We start from the raw sequence: 14653 nt of genomic DNA, 5'->3' as shown, positions 1-14653 counted from the left end.
GTCGCGATCCCGGACGCGGCGCGAACGTCGGCATACATCGTGGTGCAGGAAATTATGATCCTGGCCAACACCGCGGTCGCCGACTGGGCAGCCAACCAAGGACTGCCGATTCTGTTCCGCAACCACGAAGCCAACCCGGTCACTGGCACCGGCTCGAGCGTGGCCAAGGAACTCCTCGTCGCTGCGGCCGACCCCGCCCATTTCGAGCGTGTCCGTGTCCGGATGCAATCAACACTGCGGCGCGCGGCATACTCCGCGACAGTCCACGGCCACTACGCGCTGTCGCTTGCGGCCTACACACATGCGACCTCACCACTGCGTCGCCTCGCGGATCTTGTTACGCAACGCGTCATTTTCGCCCATCTCGATGGAGTCGCTCAACCTTACGGACATCGCCAGCTGGCCCGGATTGCGGAGGAACTGAATCACCGAATCACCGCGGAGAAGGAAGCGAAGAGCGAGATGTTCAAGCAGCGGGATCGACGTACAACCGCGCTTGCAGCTACAGCGGACCTTTCGGCTCTCGATGTCGATCGGTGGAGCAAGGTCCTGGCCGCGGTGGTCGGACACCAATCTCCCGCTGTACCCGCCGATATTGCGACCGAACTGCGCCGGCGCGCCTGCTCGGGTGAACTTCTTGCTCGTGACCTGGCGGTGCTCATCACAGCTGATGCGGGGTGGCGGCCCATACTGGAGGAGGTTTTCAGGTCTTCGTCAGCAGCTCATCCTGAATTCGGGCCCAGCGTGCTGTCGATTGTGATGCAGGAGCAGGAAGGCACGGCCGAGTGCGAAGTCCGCGATGACGGCCCACCCCATGCTCGTAGGTTCGCCGCACGCATCAGCACCCCGTCAGCCCGCGGAGCATGGGCGTTGGGCAGCACAAAGAAGCACGCCACACATGCCGCGGCCTGGAATTTCCTCGATGTCCTGACTGGTTTGGCGCCCAGTGCCGCCGAAGACCAACAGCCGGAGTTCCAGCGCAGACTTCCCAATTCTGCGCCGAAGAGTTCCGGGGCGACTGCGCCAGATGACCGCCCCGCGCATCGGCCAGCCACGACTGGCGCTCAATCCAAAGCCCGTGCCAGAGCACTGCGCAATCCAGTCGCCTGGCTCAATTCGCATGTGCCGACCCCGCAGTGGAGCGACAGCCGCAGCGGTCCAGACCACGCACCGAAATTCGAGTGCGTAGTCACGCTCGAAGGACAACGCTGTTCAGGAACCGCGACAACGAAATCGGCCGCGAAGGTCGCCGCCGCCACGGCGATGGTCGAAGCTCTATTCACTGCAGCAACGGAGCCGCCCTGAGCCCGGAAAGCGGCCCGCGCCCGGCGACTTGCAATGGACTGGCCAGCCGAGACGCAGTCGAGAGCGATCTTCCGTTGCGGATGTTGCCGCCAGATGAGACGCCCTCCGCGTTCTCGGCCGAGTCTGTACGCTCCGTCCAGCCATTCTGGTAGTGATGAGTTCGCACGTGGCGATAGGGGCAGGTGGTTCACAGTGGAACGAATACCGTCGAACGCAGACCGATCTAGGGGCGGTGAGGCCCGCGTACTGCAGCCAACGCGAGGCGGCGTCCCGCCGAGCGGAGACCCTGGATCGTTTCCGGAAAGCCTGCTGGACCTGTCGACGGTCCTTGCTGTGGTGGCGCCGGCCGCGACGGTCTTCGGCAAGGCATTCCTGGAATCGCTCGGTCAGCGCGCCGCTGGCGGTTTCGCGCAGATACCAGGAAAACTGCGCCAACGCTGGTTTCGGCGAAACCGGCCTTCTCATGGCGGCGAGGAGGTCGTCGCCATTCTTGACCTCGACAACGGCGACGCGGCTGCGATCGTGGTATCCGCCGATCTCCCAGATGAAGCACGGCTCGCCCTTCTCGATCTCGACCCGACCGAGGCCACACTGCGCGGAAAGGTGCTGGGTTGGAACACCGAACGCCAGCAGTGGACACCGGTCGATCCGCCGGTCACGGAAGTGCAAACGTAGGCACATCGACGTAGAGAACGGATCGGGCATAGGCCGTGACTTCGTGTCACGGAGCAGACCGCCCCGCAGAGTCGACCGCGACCGGATCATGCCGAGTTCCTTGCGGCGAGGTGGCTGAGAAAGGGCTGCGACGTGTGGTCGCGGTCAGATCGCGAGATCGCCGCCGGCATCCTCGGACGTGGCTTCAGCCGGTGGGACAGCGGCGGCATCAGCGACATCAAAACCTGCGGTAGGGGCGGCGTGGTGGTGGCGGATCGCTGCGGCGGCCAGCAGCGCGGGATGCGGTGGAGTGGCGTCGATACCATCGGCGTCCATGGAGTTGGCGCGTTCGTGATCGAAACAGACGTCGAGGACGGCTTCGACTTTGCCGCGCAACGCCGATAGCGGCAGCGCGTCGTCACGGTCAAGAACTCCGTAGGTGTCCTTGCTCCCGTGGGCCAACCGGACCTCGAGTTGACAGGGATCGGCGCCGCAGATCCGGACTTCGAAGGTGCGGTCGAAGACCGCGAGGTCGAAACGGATCCCGTCGTGGATTGTTTGGGCATCGTGGGTTTGCACCCGTGCTTTGCGCAAACAAAGAAGGGCGGCGTTGGCGTTGGCCGTGCCCGTCAGGGCGGTGAGCAGCCGGGCGCGACCGGGGTCGAGTTCGGCGGGGATGAGCTGGCCCGGGCGGTGGCGAGTCTCCGGGGTCGGGCGTGGGTAGTGGGCAGCCCACGGTGGTTCAGGTGCAGAGCCGAACATCCGCACTCTCGGCGGCACATGCGGATCGGGGTCAAGCGGACGCCCCATCGCAGCGAAGATCAAGTTGTTTGCCAAGGTCATCAACGCGTCGATGTCGGGGTCGTCGAGCTCGATAACGCCGATGCGGTCACCTTGTGAGTCGACGATCGCACGAGGCTCGAATCCGCTCACCCGATTACTGTCGGCAGGGACGCCCATCAGGTGAGAGGTGATCTCTCTGGCGCGCTCACTGAATTGCCTCAGCAGCATATTGGTGTCGGCGGCAACTGCGTACCCACCGGAATCGAGGGTGTCGGCGTTGTCGGCGATCCGCGCAGCCAACTCGGTCAATCCGCGGCGCGCCAGCATGTGCGCGTGCGCGCCCAACAGGGCACGGACTGTCTCAGCGATGCTCATCGCCGCTCTCCATCTCGCCCGGCTTCTCGCTGCTCAGCCTAGTGGTGGGGAGCACCGGGCAGGTTACACACGTTGTGTGGACTCGGTCCGCTCGCCACCGCCGCTAGGCTGCTGCGATGTCCGACGATGAGACCCGCAGTGAGCGCTTCGCCAAGCGGGTGCTGCAGCAGCAGTTAGGTGTTCGGCTCGAGCGAGTGCGCCCTGGCACCGCGCGGCGCAGGACTCCGGACTATCAGTCGACAGATCCGCCGATGGCCGTCGAGGTCAAGGAATTGACCAGTCGAGATTTCGAACACGCGGCCGCGTGCAAGAACCCCTCGGACGCGTTCACTCCCAGTACGCGGCTCACCGGTACCTGGACCTACATACTGAACACCCTCAACGCCACCGAATATCTGGCCAGCGACCCCCATGCCGCCGCGCCGCCGATGTCGCGCAAGAAGCTGACCAAGCAGCTCATCACCGCGCTGCAGGTCCTCGAAGAACACAACATCGACGACTACTACAGCGGGCTAAGCAGCGCGAATACAGAGCTGGCGCAGGCCTGCGCGCAAATCCACCGCCTGGTCCGCAATGGGCAATGCGCGCGCATGCCGCAGCAGTCCGCCGACGCAATCGGCTTGGGCCCCGGTGTGCTGAATATGGGCGCATCCACCGGCCACGCACGGTCCGGTGACCCCAACGAGCTGGTGGGTCTGCTGCAACGCTGGATCGACCGCGACAGCGCGAACATGTGCGACTCTCTGGCCGGCGAACCCGGCCAGCACCACGGCGTGCTCGTCGCCGATTCGGCCGCGGTCGGCGACACCCATACCGCGCACGAACTGGGCGAGCGGTTTCTGCCGACCGCGCCGCTGACGGTGCCGCCCGAGATCCACTACCTCTGGATCCTGATCGGACCGGTGTGGCTCCGTTACGACTGCGCCGCCAACGCATGGACCTCCGGCCTGATTTCCAGTCACGAGTCCGACACGGCCTGACCAATTCTTGCGGCTGCAGTCCCCGGTGACCGCGCCCCTGAGCCTGCGGAGTACGCCAGGTGAGGGTCGGGCCAGTTCGCCGAGTATCAAGCAGCGCTGAACGCCGCAGCGACGAGCTCGGCGCCGAATGGGACACCCGGTTGCGCCCGACCAGCCTGTACGCGGGCTTCGAAGTCCTCTACGACCACCTCGACGCCGACGAGGAACACAGCATCACCGGGTATCTGACCGATCCGACCACCGACACGCCCGTCGTCCGCCTGGCCTCCGGAATCTTCTGGCCGCGGTGCCGCATCGGCTGCCGGTCAGCAGCCCGCTGGCGTCCGTGACCGTCGGGTCACCGATCTGGGTCCGCCTCGCCGACGCCACCGTGCACCTGGCGCCGCGGCGGGATGCTCCCGGGATCAGCCTGTGCTACTGCGGCAGCGGCACCAGCACCCTCGCGCTGCTGATCGCGCGGCTGCCCGACGACATCACCGCACCAGCCGCCGACCAACTGTACGGCGGCGGTCCCGGACTGGAGAACCTCTTGCAGGCCGCCTGGCCCGAGGGCACCACCTTCATCTGCGCCGACCTCGACGCCGCCCGCGCGCAGCAGTAGAGGGCCAGGCGCGTGAGAAGCCGTCTTGCGCGTGGGAGGAATCGGGTCGGCTACCTGTCTACGGCTCTCCGATCGGCCCGTAGTCGTTCGAGTTCGGTGGCGAGATCTTCTAGTTCGTTGATCAAGTCGCGGTTTTCGGTGGCGAGGCGCTCGGATTCCGGGTAGCGCACAGTGCCGTCGCGGGTCACGATGAACCGCCCGGCAATGAATTCACGACACGCCATTTCCACCATGAGCTGGCGCGAGACTTTCCTTTTCAGCAGGGCGTGTGCCAGCTCGTCGGCTACGGCTTCGGGAAGCCGGAAGAGGAGCTGCTTGCCCTCGGATGCGAGTGGGGTCTTCCTGTTGCGCGGCGGCATAATGATCTCTCGCCTTCTGGTGCTTGCCTGACGTCACGCGTGATGCGGGCTGCGATCGGGCTGTCCACCGTCGCGTCGGGTTGACATCACGAGGGCCTCCTCCCGCGCTTCTCCGGCGGGGTGGTACACCAGTAGGTCGCCGGGTTGGCAGTTGAGGACTTCGCACAGGCCGGTCAAGGTGCTGAATCGGATGGACTGGGCCTGGGAACGCAGCTTGTGCAGGTTGGCTTCGGTGATGCCCACCCGGCGTGCCAGTTCGGCCATCGAAATGCCGCCACACGCGGCTCGTGCCTCGTCCAGACGGACGGTGATGCGGTGGGGCTTGTCAGGTGGCATGCTCTCACACCAACAGATCGAGTTCATCGCGCAATGGACGCCCTATGCGGATCAGACGGGTGGTCAGGATCACGGCGCCGGGCACGACCACCATGATTGTCAGCGTAGCGCTGCTCGGAATCGTCACTGGCAGACCGATATCCCGCGACAGCATCAGCTGGCACACCGCCAGCGTGATGAGACTGGCCGCGACCGGTACGCCCATGGCGATTCCCAGCAGCGCCACGATTCGATCGGCGCGGTCGCCGAATGCGGACTCTGCACGGGTCACCGACAACAACCGCCACAGTCCGGCGGCTGCCGCGATGACAGTGGTCAGCATTACCAGAGATGGTGCGACGGCCAATGCCTGTTGTGATCCTTCCGCCTGACTCAGGTCCAGCACTGATTGCCGCACTGCTCGTCCGTCGACGGTGCCGCCTGCGACCCACACTGTCGGATGGATCACCGCGTCGATGAGCACCCATGCCGGCACCGCAAAGATGCCTATAAGCAGCAGATAATCCAAGCCGTTGAGGATCGATCGCGCGCGCCGCCTGCTTCTTGTGTCTTGACCGATGGACTGTTGCTCTATGTCTGCCACTGAACTCTCCTATCGTTTTACGATACCTATCGACAAACGATAGCACTGTCCGTTCGGGTTGGCGTCGGCACAGTGTGGGGTCAGTCGCGAGAGGTGGCCGGTCGCGACGCAAGCCGACGGGCCGTGCACCCGTTGTGAACGGGGATTGAGTGGACTCGTCGTAGGCTGGGTGCACAATCGGACATGTGTTCGCTCAGGGTGAGCGGTTGTGATCGGTGTGCTGGTGAAAGGGCGTATCCGGATGGTCGAGGAGCATGTTGCGCTGGTGGCGCTGCTGCGTGCGCGCCCGGAGGGCCTGTCGTGGCGTGAACTGACCGAGCAGGTTCGCGAGACCGGTAGCGCGGCTCGGGTGTGGGATCGCTTCTTCCCCGCGCAGTTGATTCCGGTCACCGACGACGACCAATTACTGCGCCAAGCGGACGTGGACCTCCAGTCATGGCATAGGGCGGGATTGCGGTTCGTGTCGGTGCTGGACACGGAGTATCCCGCCCGCCTGCTCGATGTTGTGGAGACGCCCCCGTTCCTGTTCGCACAGGGACTTCTCGATCCGGCCGATGAGGGCGTGTCGGTGGTGGGATCGCGCAAGGCTTCTCCGCGGGGGTTGAAGGTGGCCTCGACCATCGCCACTCACCTTGCGGAGGCTGGACTGACAGTGATCTCTGGTCTGGCCGCGGGCATCGATACAGCCGCACATACTGCGGCGTTGGCGGCAGGCGGCCGGACGGTGGCGTTCATCGGTACCGGTTCGCTTCGGGCGTACCCGCCGCAGAACCAGGAGTTGCAGGCGCGGATCGCGCGCGAGGGCCTGGTGCTGTCACAGTTCTGGCCGTCGGCGGCTCCAAGTAAACAGTCGTTTCCCATGCGCAACGCATTGATGTCCGGGTACGGGCTGGCGACCATCGTGGTGGAGGCTGGCGAGCATTCCGGAGCGCGGATCCAGGCTCGTAAGGCGACGGAGCATGGCCGCCCGGTCATCCTGACCGATCACGTGGTGGCCGCCACATCGTGGGCGCGGGACCTGGCACAGCGGCCGGGCGTGTGGGTGGCGGCGGGCACGCAGGAAGTCGCCGACATCATCGCCTCCATTCGGCAGGAGCCGGTGGTGATGGAGATGGCGATGGAGAAGGCGCTTATAACTCTGGCGCAGGGCAGGTAGCAGGTGGCCGACGAGCAGTCCCTGGAAGTACTGCATCAGTTCGTCGCCCAGCACAGCGGGTATCTGCGCAATATCGTCCGGCTGCCGGGGATGACATGCGAAGTGTGCGCCTGCCCGATCTCGGGTCCCTGGACAGCCTGCTATTGGTGCAATCAGCATCGGAAGATGCCGGGAGTCGCGGGCATCGCCAATCGCGTCGGTTCCATAATTTACGCGGTGATGGGCGGACAGAGCTACGCGCTGATGTCCGGCTACAAGTCCTCCAATCCTGGACCGAATCAGCAGATGCTGGTCACGGTGCTGGCCGTGCTCGCCCTGCAACACCTCGGCTGCGCGTCCCACCTGGGCGGGCAGCCCGTTACGCAGTGGGCCACCGTTCCCTCGCTGAACCCGGACCGAATCGGCTCGCTGCATCCGCTGCGACGCATCCTGAGCGCATTGCTGTCGCACGTGCCCGAGGTGGTGGTGGCGGCGAATCCGCCGATCGTTTCGCCGCGGTCGCTGCGGCCGGCGAACTTCCGCATCGAGTCGCCGGTCACAGCGGGCGGTCACGTGCTCGTGGTCGACGACTCCTGGGTGCAGGGCGGGCATGCCCAGTCGGTCTGCGCAAACATGAAACAGGCTGGTGCACAACAGGTATCGATGTTGACCCTGTCTCGCGTTCTCGACAGCCAAGACAAGATCCACGGCCCGTTTGTCCGTGACTACCTCAGCCAGCGAGCCTTCGACTCACGGGTGTGTCCGTGGACCGGCGCCGGATGTCCTTCTGGGTTGTAGCAATCGACACCACGGTGTGTGGCGTGCGCAGGGTGAAACGGCTGTTGGGTGCACTTACTCGTTGACGATTGGACGCCAAACCCGAGCGAGAACAAACTGACACGCTCCCTATTGCAGCCCGATGCTGGGTTCGGTGGAGGTGACCTCGGCTATTGGCAGACTGTTGAGATCGGAGTGGGTATTGGCTGCGGGTTGGTGATCGGAGAGGGGCGGAGTAGCAGTGGCAATCAATGCGAGCGCTGCCGTGGTCGCGGTGTCATCGCGGCCGGCGACTTCCCGAGGGATGGCGTACTGGGCTGCGTGCTCGGTGGCCCACTGATGCCAGTCGCTGCGCCCAGAGTCGATGGCGGCTTTGGCGGCACGTTGCCAGGCGGCGTAGCTGTAGAGCCGCTCTGCTCCGAATTCACCATCTCGGACCCGCCAATCGCCGGTTACATACGCGGCAGCATTGTGCACAGAGGTGTCGTCGTGCCAGTCGGTGGACAAGTGCGCCAGAGTGTGTCGGGTGTGTGCTTCGGCCTCGTCCCAGTCGCTGGCAGAAAAATAGCTGGTCACGTTCTGTCGCGTGTCGGGGCGAATGATCTCCTCCCGCCAGCTCGGACTGTTCTCGCTGTCGTTGCTCATCTCGACCGAAACCACGGCGATGTGTCCTTGGAACGACAGCACTTTAGGCGCGTGGTAGACGGCCAGGAATGCCTGCAGGCGTGTCGTCAGCAGATCCTTAGCTGCCCTCTCCGAAGCCGCCTCGGCGTGCCAATAATCGTTCTTGCCAGCGGTGACCGTCCAAGGGCGACCACGTCCTGGCAGTCGGGTCGCGTTGGCTTCCAGAGGCACTCGGAGCGTGTGGGACTTTCTGGTGAACTCGGTGGGCATAAGGGAACTTCCGAATCGGTATGCGCTGCGGTCAGTGGTTGCTGCAGCCGGTGGGTGTTGCGTCGTGGTGGAGTGCATCAGGTTCGGTTGCCAGCTGCCGGAGGGGTGCAGTGTCGGCGACAGGGGGGAGAGTCACGATGGTGGGCGGCTGCGGTCTGCGGGGTTTTCGGCGGCGATCGCCGCGCGGTGCTGTTCGGGTGCGCGGGTGTGCACGGCGCTGTCGTGGTCATGGTTGGCCTTCTGGGGCGCGTGGTCGGGTTGGAGTTGATAGTGACCGGTGATGGCAGGTTGTGGGGGGATGATTCGCCCAGCTGGTGTGGGCCAGTCGGGCGGGTGCGGTGGTGGAGTGCTGGTGAGGGCCAGCACGTGTAGGTCCAGCGACGGCTTCGACGCCCGAGTTCCCGACTCTGCCGCTGTGCCAGCGCTGGACCCCGGCCGAGGCGTCGACACCGCAGCGGGGCCGGACGTCGGGGTGTAGTCCCGGGTCAACGGTCTCCGTCGAAGTCGACGGCGGTGGACGTGCTCCTGCGCGACGTGTGCTGCGCCATCCCTGACCTGTGCTCTGTCGTCCACCGTTCCCATTGCGTTAGACCGGCGGCGGGGAGTTCTACCACGCGGACTTGGGCAGTGTGCGCGAACAGCGTCCACCGCAACCCTTGACGTCCGCGGTGTAGAGCCCAGCGGCGGAAACGAACCCGCTGCATGAGGAGGTGCGGCGCGAGGATTCAAGTCCTGGGTCTCGTGTTCCGCGGCTGGCGGGCTGGGCAAGGTGTCGGCGCGTTGCCGCGAATGACGACGGACGTGTGCAGTCGCCGGTCAGGGGCTACCACAACACTGGTTCGGGGTGGTTGCCGATGTCTACAAGACTCGACATGGCTAGTCGGTGCTCGAGCGTGATCTGGACCCGGGTTCGTCCGTGCCGGTGTTTGTCGACGATGAGGGTGATCTCGCTCTTATTGGGGTCGTCCTCGTCCCAGAGGTCGGGGCGGTGGAGCAGGACTACCAGGTCGGCGACGTGCGCGATCGAACCTGAGTAGCTCAGGTCGTGAAGGTAGGGCCGGTTGTTGATCCTGTAGCGGCGAGGGGTCAAATGAGTCGTGGTCACGATCGCCGTATCGGTGTCGAGCGCGAGGCTTTTGAGTCGGCGTGTGACTTCTGCTGTCTCTCGCTCACGGTTCTCGTACGGGAGGTCGCTGCGTGCGGTGATCCGGTGCAAGGGGTCGATGACGACCAGTCGCGTGCCCGCGTCGGCCATTTCCATGATCAGCTTGGTCAGGTCTGTGATGTCACGGTCGACTGGCTGCTCGATTGCCAACGGTGCGGCGGCGAGCACGGATTTGCTGTTCGCCAGCGATTCTCGTTTCGCGCGCGGTGCCCAGCCTGCTTGAAGGTGCTCTACCTTGATTCCCGCTTCGGCCGCGAGTAGGCGCCATTTGATTGTTGCCGGTGTTGTGTTTAGGGCCAGGTAGGTGGCATGAATGTTGCGTCGGACCGCGGCGAAGCGGAGCAGATTGTGTGCGAGCGTGCTGGTCCCGGAGCCCGGGACGCCGGCGAGGACGGTGAGTGTTCCGCGCTCCAGGCCGCCATCGACGATTTCATCGAACCCTGTGAAGCCGGTGGGGATCCGCGTCGAGGTGGCGCCCGCTCTGCGGGCTGCGAGTTCGTCTGTCACTGGCTCAAGCAGCTCGCCCAGCAGGGCGTATTCTTCGGCCAGCGTGACCGTTGGATTCTTGATCTGCAGTGCAGTGATCGTTTCTCTACCCACGACGGCGTGGATGCGTTCCAGCATGGTGACTTGCTGCGCGCGCAGCACGGCGGCTCTTGCCCGGGACGCGGCGATAACGGTCAGCACTCCGTCCTGCAGTGTGATCGGAAGTGACCGGGCAGCGAGTTCTGCACCGACGAGATCTTCCCAACGCCCGAGATGCACTGTGGCCCTGCGCTTTCTATCGAGAATGTGAACGGTCGTGTCATACGGCTGCGGTATAACGACCCCGTGCCTGCTTCCACCGATACTCCTGGTTCCAACCACCCCACCGACACCGACGGCTCTGGCGATGCGCGCCTGGCACCCGCCTCGGGCGCCGACGACACGGCCGAGGCCGCAGAAATCGTCGGCGGTTTCCTCGATGAAATGCTCCAACCAACCCTGGACGAAATCGACATTATTGCTTCCAGTGATGGACGAAAGCCGACGTCGATTCCGACAGGTTTCGCTGATCTCGACTACCTGGCCGGCGGCGGTCTGGCATGGGGTTCGTTGGCGGTAGTTGCTGGTCATCCGGGGGTGGGTTGCAGCACGCTCGCACTGCAGTTCGCGCGGTGCGCCGCAATCAAACACGGCATACCTGCCGCGTACGTGGTTCTCGACAGCACACCGCAAGCGGTGACGTTGCGATTGCTGTCGGCTGAGACCGCGATACCGCACAGGTATTTGCAGACCGGGCGTCTGAGCGATGAGGAGTGGACGACGCTGGCACATCGCATGAGTCTCATCTCTGAGGCCCCTATCGCAATCACCCGGCCAGAGGATCGCGACGTCGCCGCGGTCTCCCGCTTCCTGCGTCGGCTGATCGACAAGCACGACATACGGCTGATCGTGATCGACTCGCTGCATCTGCTGACCGCTCGCACAGGGTTGCCGTACGAGAATCGAGAACGCGAGGTCAGTGAGATCACCCGGAAACTGAAGGCGCTCGCTCTCGATACCGACACCGCGATCGTCGCCACTGCCCAGGTGTCCACCAATCCTGGTCCGCGGCAGCCGTTTCCGATGCCGATCAGCCTGGCCGATCTCCGCGACTCCGGCAGCATCGCTCATGTCGCCGACTATGTGATCCTCCTTGACCGGCCGGATGCGTGGGAACGCGACCATCCTCGCGGTGGCGAAGCTGACCTGTACCTGGCGAAGAATCGGTTCGGACCCACTGCCGTCACCACGGTCGCTCACCTTCTGCACGTCTGTCGCTACGCCGACATGGCACACTCCGAACCGCCGCAAGAAACCGTTGCGAAGGCATGACGCAGAGATCCTCCTCCGGCCTGCCTGCGAGGGTATGGGTGTTAGGCGAGGCATGGTCAGGTCGGGGCGATTTCCAGGCCGCCGTCTTCTGCTAGGTCTGGGCTGTGCGGGATCGTCGGTTCGAAGGGGTCGTTGGCTGGGAGTGCTGAATCCGTGGCGGCGGCAGGTGTGGCCAACGCGGCAGCTGCGAGTGCGTTGGAAGCGGTGGAGGTGTTCGCTGGGTCGAGTTGGTCGGGATGGAGCATGTCGCCCAGCCCAAGGTCGGCGAACTTCTGCGCGATAGCGGTGTTGAGCATCGTGTCGATGCGGGCTGGCCCCCACCCGTGTTTGTCGTTCGATTGCTGCAAAGCGCGCATTTCGTCGACGAATTCGGCGTCGGTGTCACAGCGTGTGATGTACAGGTCGCCTTCGGCGAAGGACACAATGACGCGGCTGGTCGGGTTGGCCCACGTACCGAAGTAGGAAGCGTCCTGACTGGTGTCGATCTGAGCGAAGCCATTAGCTGGTGAGCACACACCGAAATCAAATGCATAGCGGTCGACGTCGTCGATGTGATCCTCGCTGGTGTGCACAGCCATCGGCAGCTCCGATCTCGTGGGCCTCGGCCGCCGGCGGCATGGTTCGGCGGCGCGCGTTGCAGGTCATCATCGCAACCTGCCACGCTGTCCTGGGGGGCGTCCGCACGCGAGGTGTGGTTGACCAGTTTGCGCCGTTGTTGTGGTGTGTTCGGTTGTGTCTGTGCGGGGGGAGGATTACCGGCCGCGGCCGCCGCGGACTGGTTTCTTCGTTAGGTGCCATGAACTACATGCGCAGTGGTAAGCGCGGGCCGCTGCTCGGCCGCTGTGCTGGATGCCCCATGTACCGCGCATGGCCCGTTCAGCGTCCTCCTTGGTCGCGTACGCATGCTTCGTTGGAGTCGGGCACAACTCGCGGTTCTTCTGGGTGACGTGTTCCTGAAGTCGAGCTCTAGCTTTGGCCAGCGTGGTGCCCAGTTTCTGGCGTCCGCACGAGCACGTGGCGACGCATTCGTGAGGGGCGCGCTTGATCACTGACTCGATTTCATGGCGGAGTGGAGTGTCACCCATGCACCGAAAGGCTACTGGTGTGCGATGGTGGGCTGGGGTCAAGCAGGTGATAGGCCAGGCGCAGGTGGCGAGGTCAAATCGCCCAAGTCCAGTCGCGACGACGGATGGGCGGGGATCTCGGGTCCAGCAGAAGACGGGCCAGCCTGGGGGCTGGATGTGGCGACGGACGCGTCACTTGACGCCACGGCCGAGGCCGATGCCGGTTCAGGAGCGAGCGTGAAGGCGTAGTGGTTCGTTCGGCTCCAGCGCGACCTTAACCGGCTTCGTGGACGGCGCGCGGAAGTCGATGTGGGGGACTTGGCGGCGCGTGATTCGGATGCTTGTGGTCGGGTGAGTCGGTGATGTCCGGGGTGGGTTTCGTTGATGTCGTGGCTGGCGTGGAGGGTGGGCGGGTGTGATGTCGGGGAGTGTAGTGGTGGTGACGTGCAGGGTGAGGGTGTGATCGAGCAGGTGACAGCCGCCTTCGATCGGGCCCGGGCGGAGATGGAGCGGCAGGAAACGGCGTTGCGGACCATCATCCGCGACGCGGCTCGCGAGGACACCGCCTCGATCGCCGATATCGCCGCCGCCGCCTGTTCCCCTCAGCGCATCTACCAGATCCGGGACGGGCGGCGCTGAGCGTGGTGATTTGGGGTTGGGGACGTGACGCTGCGCGTGGTGCAGGGTGGGTGCGTGGCGCGGAATGGCGGCGGGGTGCGTGGTGGGTGGAGTCGTCGTGGTTGTCCGGCTGCGGCGCGGCGTTACCCGGTTGGCCCCCGTCCCTACGACGACTTCAACAGGCTCTTCCCCGACGTGAGCGTTTGCCGCCGCCGAGGGGGATGTTACGTGTGCGGTGTTGTGTCGTTATGCGAGGCCGCGCGCAGCCCGCAGCCCGCAGGACCAACGTGGGGGATGGTGCGGGTAGCTGTCGAGGGGTGGGGCCGTCGGGCCGTTGTCGTTCCCGGTTGGGTGATCACACACCGTGCGTGTGAGTAGGGATGGATGCGGCGCTGGTCCGGGGTTATGTTCGCCGCATCGAGGGTGGGGAGAGGTGATGGGAAGAACAGGAGGATCAGCGGTGGATTGGGATCAGTTGTGGGACGAGTGCGCTGCGGCGGCTGCGGCCGGTGATGTCTTCGATGACGCGATGTATGAGAAGTTGGCCATGATTGTCGTGTCCGATCCTGCGAGTGTGGCTGAGGTTGTGGCGGCCTTCGACATGCCGGGCGCGTTCGATGTGCGTGAACTGGTGCATGTATTGGCTTGCCAGGTCCGGGATCTGCAGGCTGGCATTGGCCGCGTTGCAGGTGTCGGTGAGGAGTTGGCTGCCGCGGCTGCGGGCCACGACACCGCACACGTGGTGTCTGCGCATCCAGTAAGGAACGGTATGCCCGACAACGAATTCGACATCACCGGTGAACGCGCTTCGGAGCACGAGATGCCACAGATCCGGGACCGGGCCACCGTCGACGAGGAGATCACTCCCTACATCGGTCCTGCGGTGACACCAGAGCAGGCAGAGCTGATTGAGCGGGTCAACTTCACCTCCTGGGAGGTGCGACCGGGAGCAGGAAAGGCGGTTGCGGGTCTGGACGCGGCCGCCATTGGCCATGAGGCTGGAGGCGGCGCATTGCCGGGTTCGATGATCGACCCGTCCACACCGCCGCTGGCGGCGCAGCCGGAACCCGCGACTGATCCCGGACTGGGCCCAGCAATGTAGTGGGTCATTAGTCTCGAAACAAAGGCAGGGGCAGCACTCGGCTGGTATATCGAGGCTCATGCGTG

General features: G+C 64.7%; 17 protein-coding genes. 10 read left to right on the top strand and 7 right to left on the bottom strand.

Annotated elements, in window-relative coordinates; translation table 11 throughout:
• Positions 1-39: 39 nt before the first annotated feature.
• A complete protein-coding gene (locus ON27_RS40960) occupies positions 40-1305 on the top strand; it encodes an RNB domain-containing ribonuclease (RefSeq protein WP_083888090.1) in 1266 nt (421 codons plus the stop codon).
• Between the two features lie 333 nt (positions 1306-1638).
• Positions 1639-1980, top strand: a complete 342-nt coding sequence (locus ON27_RS36985; protein WP_043738384.1) for a hypothetical protein — start codon at positions 1639-1641, stop codon at positions 1978-1980.
• A gap of 144 nt (positions 1981-2124) precedes the next feature.
• Here the strand turns inward: ON27_RS36985 and ON27_RS36980 are convergent, their stop codons facing one another.
• On the bottom strand, positions 2125-3117 hold the full coding sequence (locus tag ON27_RS36980; protein WP_157227855.1) for a hypothetical protein: 993 nt from the start codon (positions 3115-3117) through the stop codon (positions 2125-2127).
• Positions 3118-3368: 251 nt separating this feature from the next.
• On the opposite strand from ON27_RS36980, the gene ON27_RS36975 reads away from it, so the two are divergent.
• The 3 genes from ON27_RS36975 to ON27_RS36965 are packed head-to-tail and all read left to right on the top strand — an operon-like array spanning position 3369 to position 4698.
• Entirely contained in the window at positions 3369-4097 is a 729-nt protein-coding gene (locus ON27_RS36975) for a hypothetical protein (protein ID WP_157227853.1), read from the top strand.
• A 59-nt stretch (positions 4098-4156) separates the two neighbouring features.
• Positions 4157-4426 (top strand): hypothetical protein, encoded by a 270-nt coding sequence (locus ON27_RS36970; protein ID WP_157227851.1) that lies wholly within the window; start codon positions 4157-4159, stop codon positions 4424-4426.
• Complete coding sequence (locus tag ON27_RS36965; RefSeq protein ID WP_051047448.1) at positions 4423-4698, top strand: hypothetical protein; 276 nt, start codon at positions 4423-4425, stop codon at positions 4696-4698. The genes ON27_RS36970 and ON27_RS36965 overlap by 4 nt, the downstream gene beginning before the upstream one ends.
• 50 nt (positions 4699-4748) lie before the next feature.
• Here the strand turns inward: ON27_RS36965 and ON27_RS36960 are convergent, their stop codons facing one another.
• Genes ON27_RS36960 through ON27_RS36950 form a run of 3 tightly spaced genes read right to left on the bottom strand, consistent with a single transcriptional unit; the run spans position 4749 to position 5976 of the window.
• A complete protein-coding gene (locus ON27_RS36960) occupies positions 4749-5057 on the bottom strand; it encodes a hypothetical protein (protein ID WP_043738373.1) in 309 nt (102 codons plus the stop codon).
• 33 nt (positions 5058-5090) lie between these two features.
• A complete protein-coding gene (locus tag ON27_RS45665; protein WP_063711449.1) occupies positions 5091-5393 on the bottom strand; it encodes a helix-turn-helix domain-containing protein in 303 nt (100 codons plus the stop codon).
• A 4-nt stretch (positions 5394-5397) separates the two neighbouring features.
• Positions 5398-5976, bottom strand: a complete 579-nt coding sequence (locus ON27_RS36950) for a hypothetical protein (protein WP_157227849.1) — start codon at positions 5974-5976, stop codon at positions 5398-5400.
• Positions 5977-6184: 208 nt separating this feature from the next.
• Between ON27_RS36950 and ON27_RS36945 the strand changes: the two genes are divergently transcribed.
• Complete coding sequence (locus ON27_RS36945; RefSeq protein WP_218003110.1) at positions 6185-7132, top strand: DNA-processing protein DprA; 948 nt, start codon at positions 6185-6187, stop codon at positions 7130-7132.
• A gap of 3 nt (positions 7133-7135) precedes the next feature.
• Complete coding sequence (locus ON27_RS36940; protein WP_043738369.1) at positions 7136-7909, top strand: hypothetical protein; 774 nt, start codon at positions 7136-7138, stop codon at positions 7907-7909.
• A gap of 108 nt (positions 7910-8017) precedes the next feature.
• On the opposite strand, the gene ON27_RS36935 is transcribed toward ON27_RS36940, so the two are convergent.
• Positions 8018-8782: a hypothetical protein gene (locus ON27_RS36935; RefSeq protein WP_043738367.1), complete on the bottom strand. Its 765-nt coding sequence runs from the start codon at positions 8780-8782 to the stop codon at positions 8018-8020.
• An 823-nt stretch (positions 8783-9605) separates the two neighbouring features.
• Complete coding sequence (locus ON27_RS36930) at positions 9606-10712, bottom strand: DciA family protein (protein ID WP_043738365.1); 1107 nt, start codon at positions 10710-10712, stop codon at positions 9606-9608.
• Between the two features lie 66 nt (positions 10713-10778).
• Between ON27_RS36930 and ON27_RS36925 the strand changes: the two genes are divergently transcribed.
• Positions 10779-11804, top strand: a complete 1026-nt coding sequence (locus ON27_RS36925; protein WP_169334578.1) for a DnaB-like helicase C-terminal domain-containing protein — start codon at positions 10779-10781, stop codon at positions 11802-11804.
• A 56-nt stretch (positions 11805-11860) separates the two neighbouring features.
• Here ON27_RS36925 and ON27_RS36920 read toward each other — a convergent pair whose 3' ends face one another.
• Entirely contained in the window at positions 11861-12382 is a 522-nt protein-coding gene (locus ON27_RS36920; RefSeq protein WP_043738363.1) for a hypothetical protein, read from the bottom strand.
• A gap of 945 nt (positions 12383-13327) precedes the next feature.
• On the opposite strand from ON27_RS36920, the gene ON27_RS36910 reads away from it, so the two are divergent.
• Together ON27_RS36910 and ON27_RS43695 are read left to right on the top strand one after the other, a co-directional pair.
• Entirely contained in the window at positions 13328-13507 is a 180-nt protein-coding gene (locus tag ON27_RS36910) for a hypothetical protein (protein ID WP_157227843.1), read from the top strand.
• Between the two features lie 439 nt (positions 13508-13946).
• On the top strand, positions 13947-14588 hold the full coding sequence (locus tag ON27_RS43695) for a hypothetical protein (RefSeq protein WP_157227841.1): 642 nt from the start codon (positions 13947-13949) through the stop codon (positions 14586-14588).
• Positions 14589-14653 lie beyond the last annotated feature (65 nt).

It is taken from the genome of Nocardia asiatica NBRC 100129, from assembly GCF_000308415.1.
In the GTDB taxonomy this organism is placed as follows: Bacteria; Actinomycetota; Actinomycetes; order Mycobacteriales; family Mycobacteriaceae; genus Nocardia; species Nocardia asiatica.
Note: the sequence above shows the minus strand (reverse complement) of the source record. Positions and strands in the feature narration are given on the sequence as shown.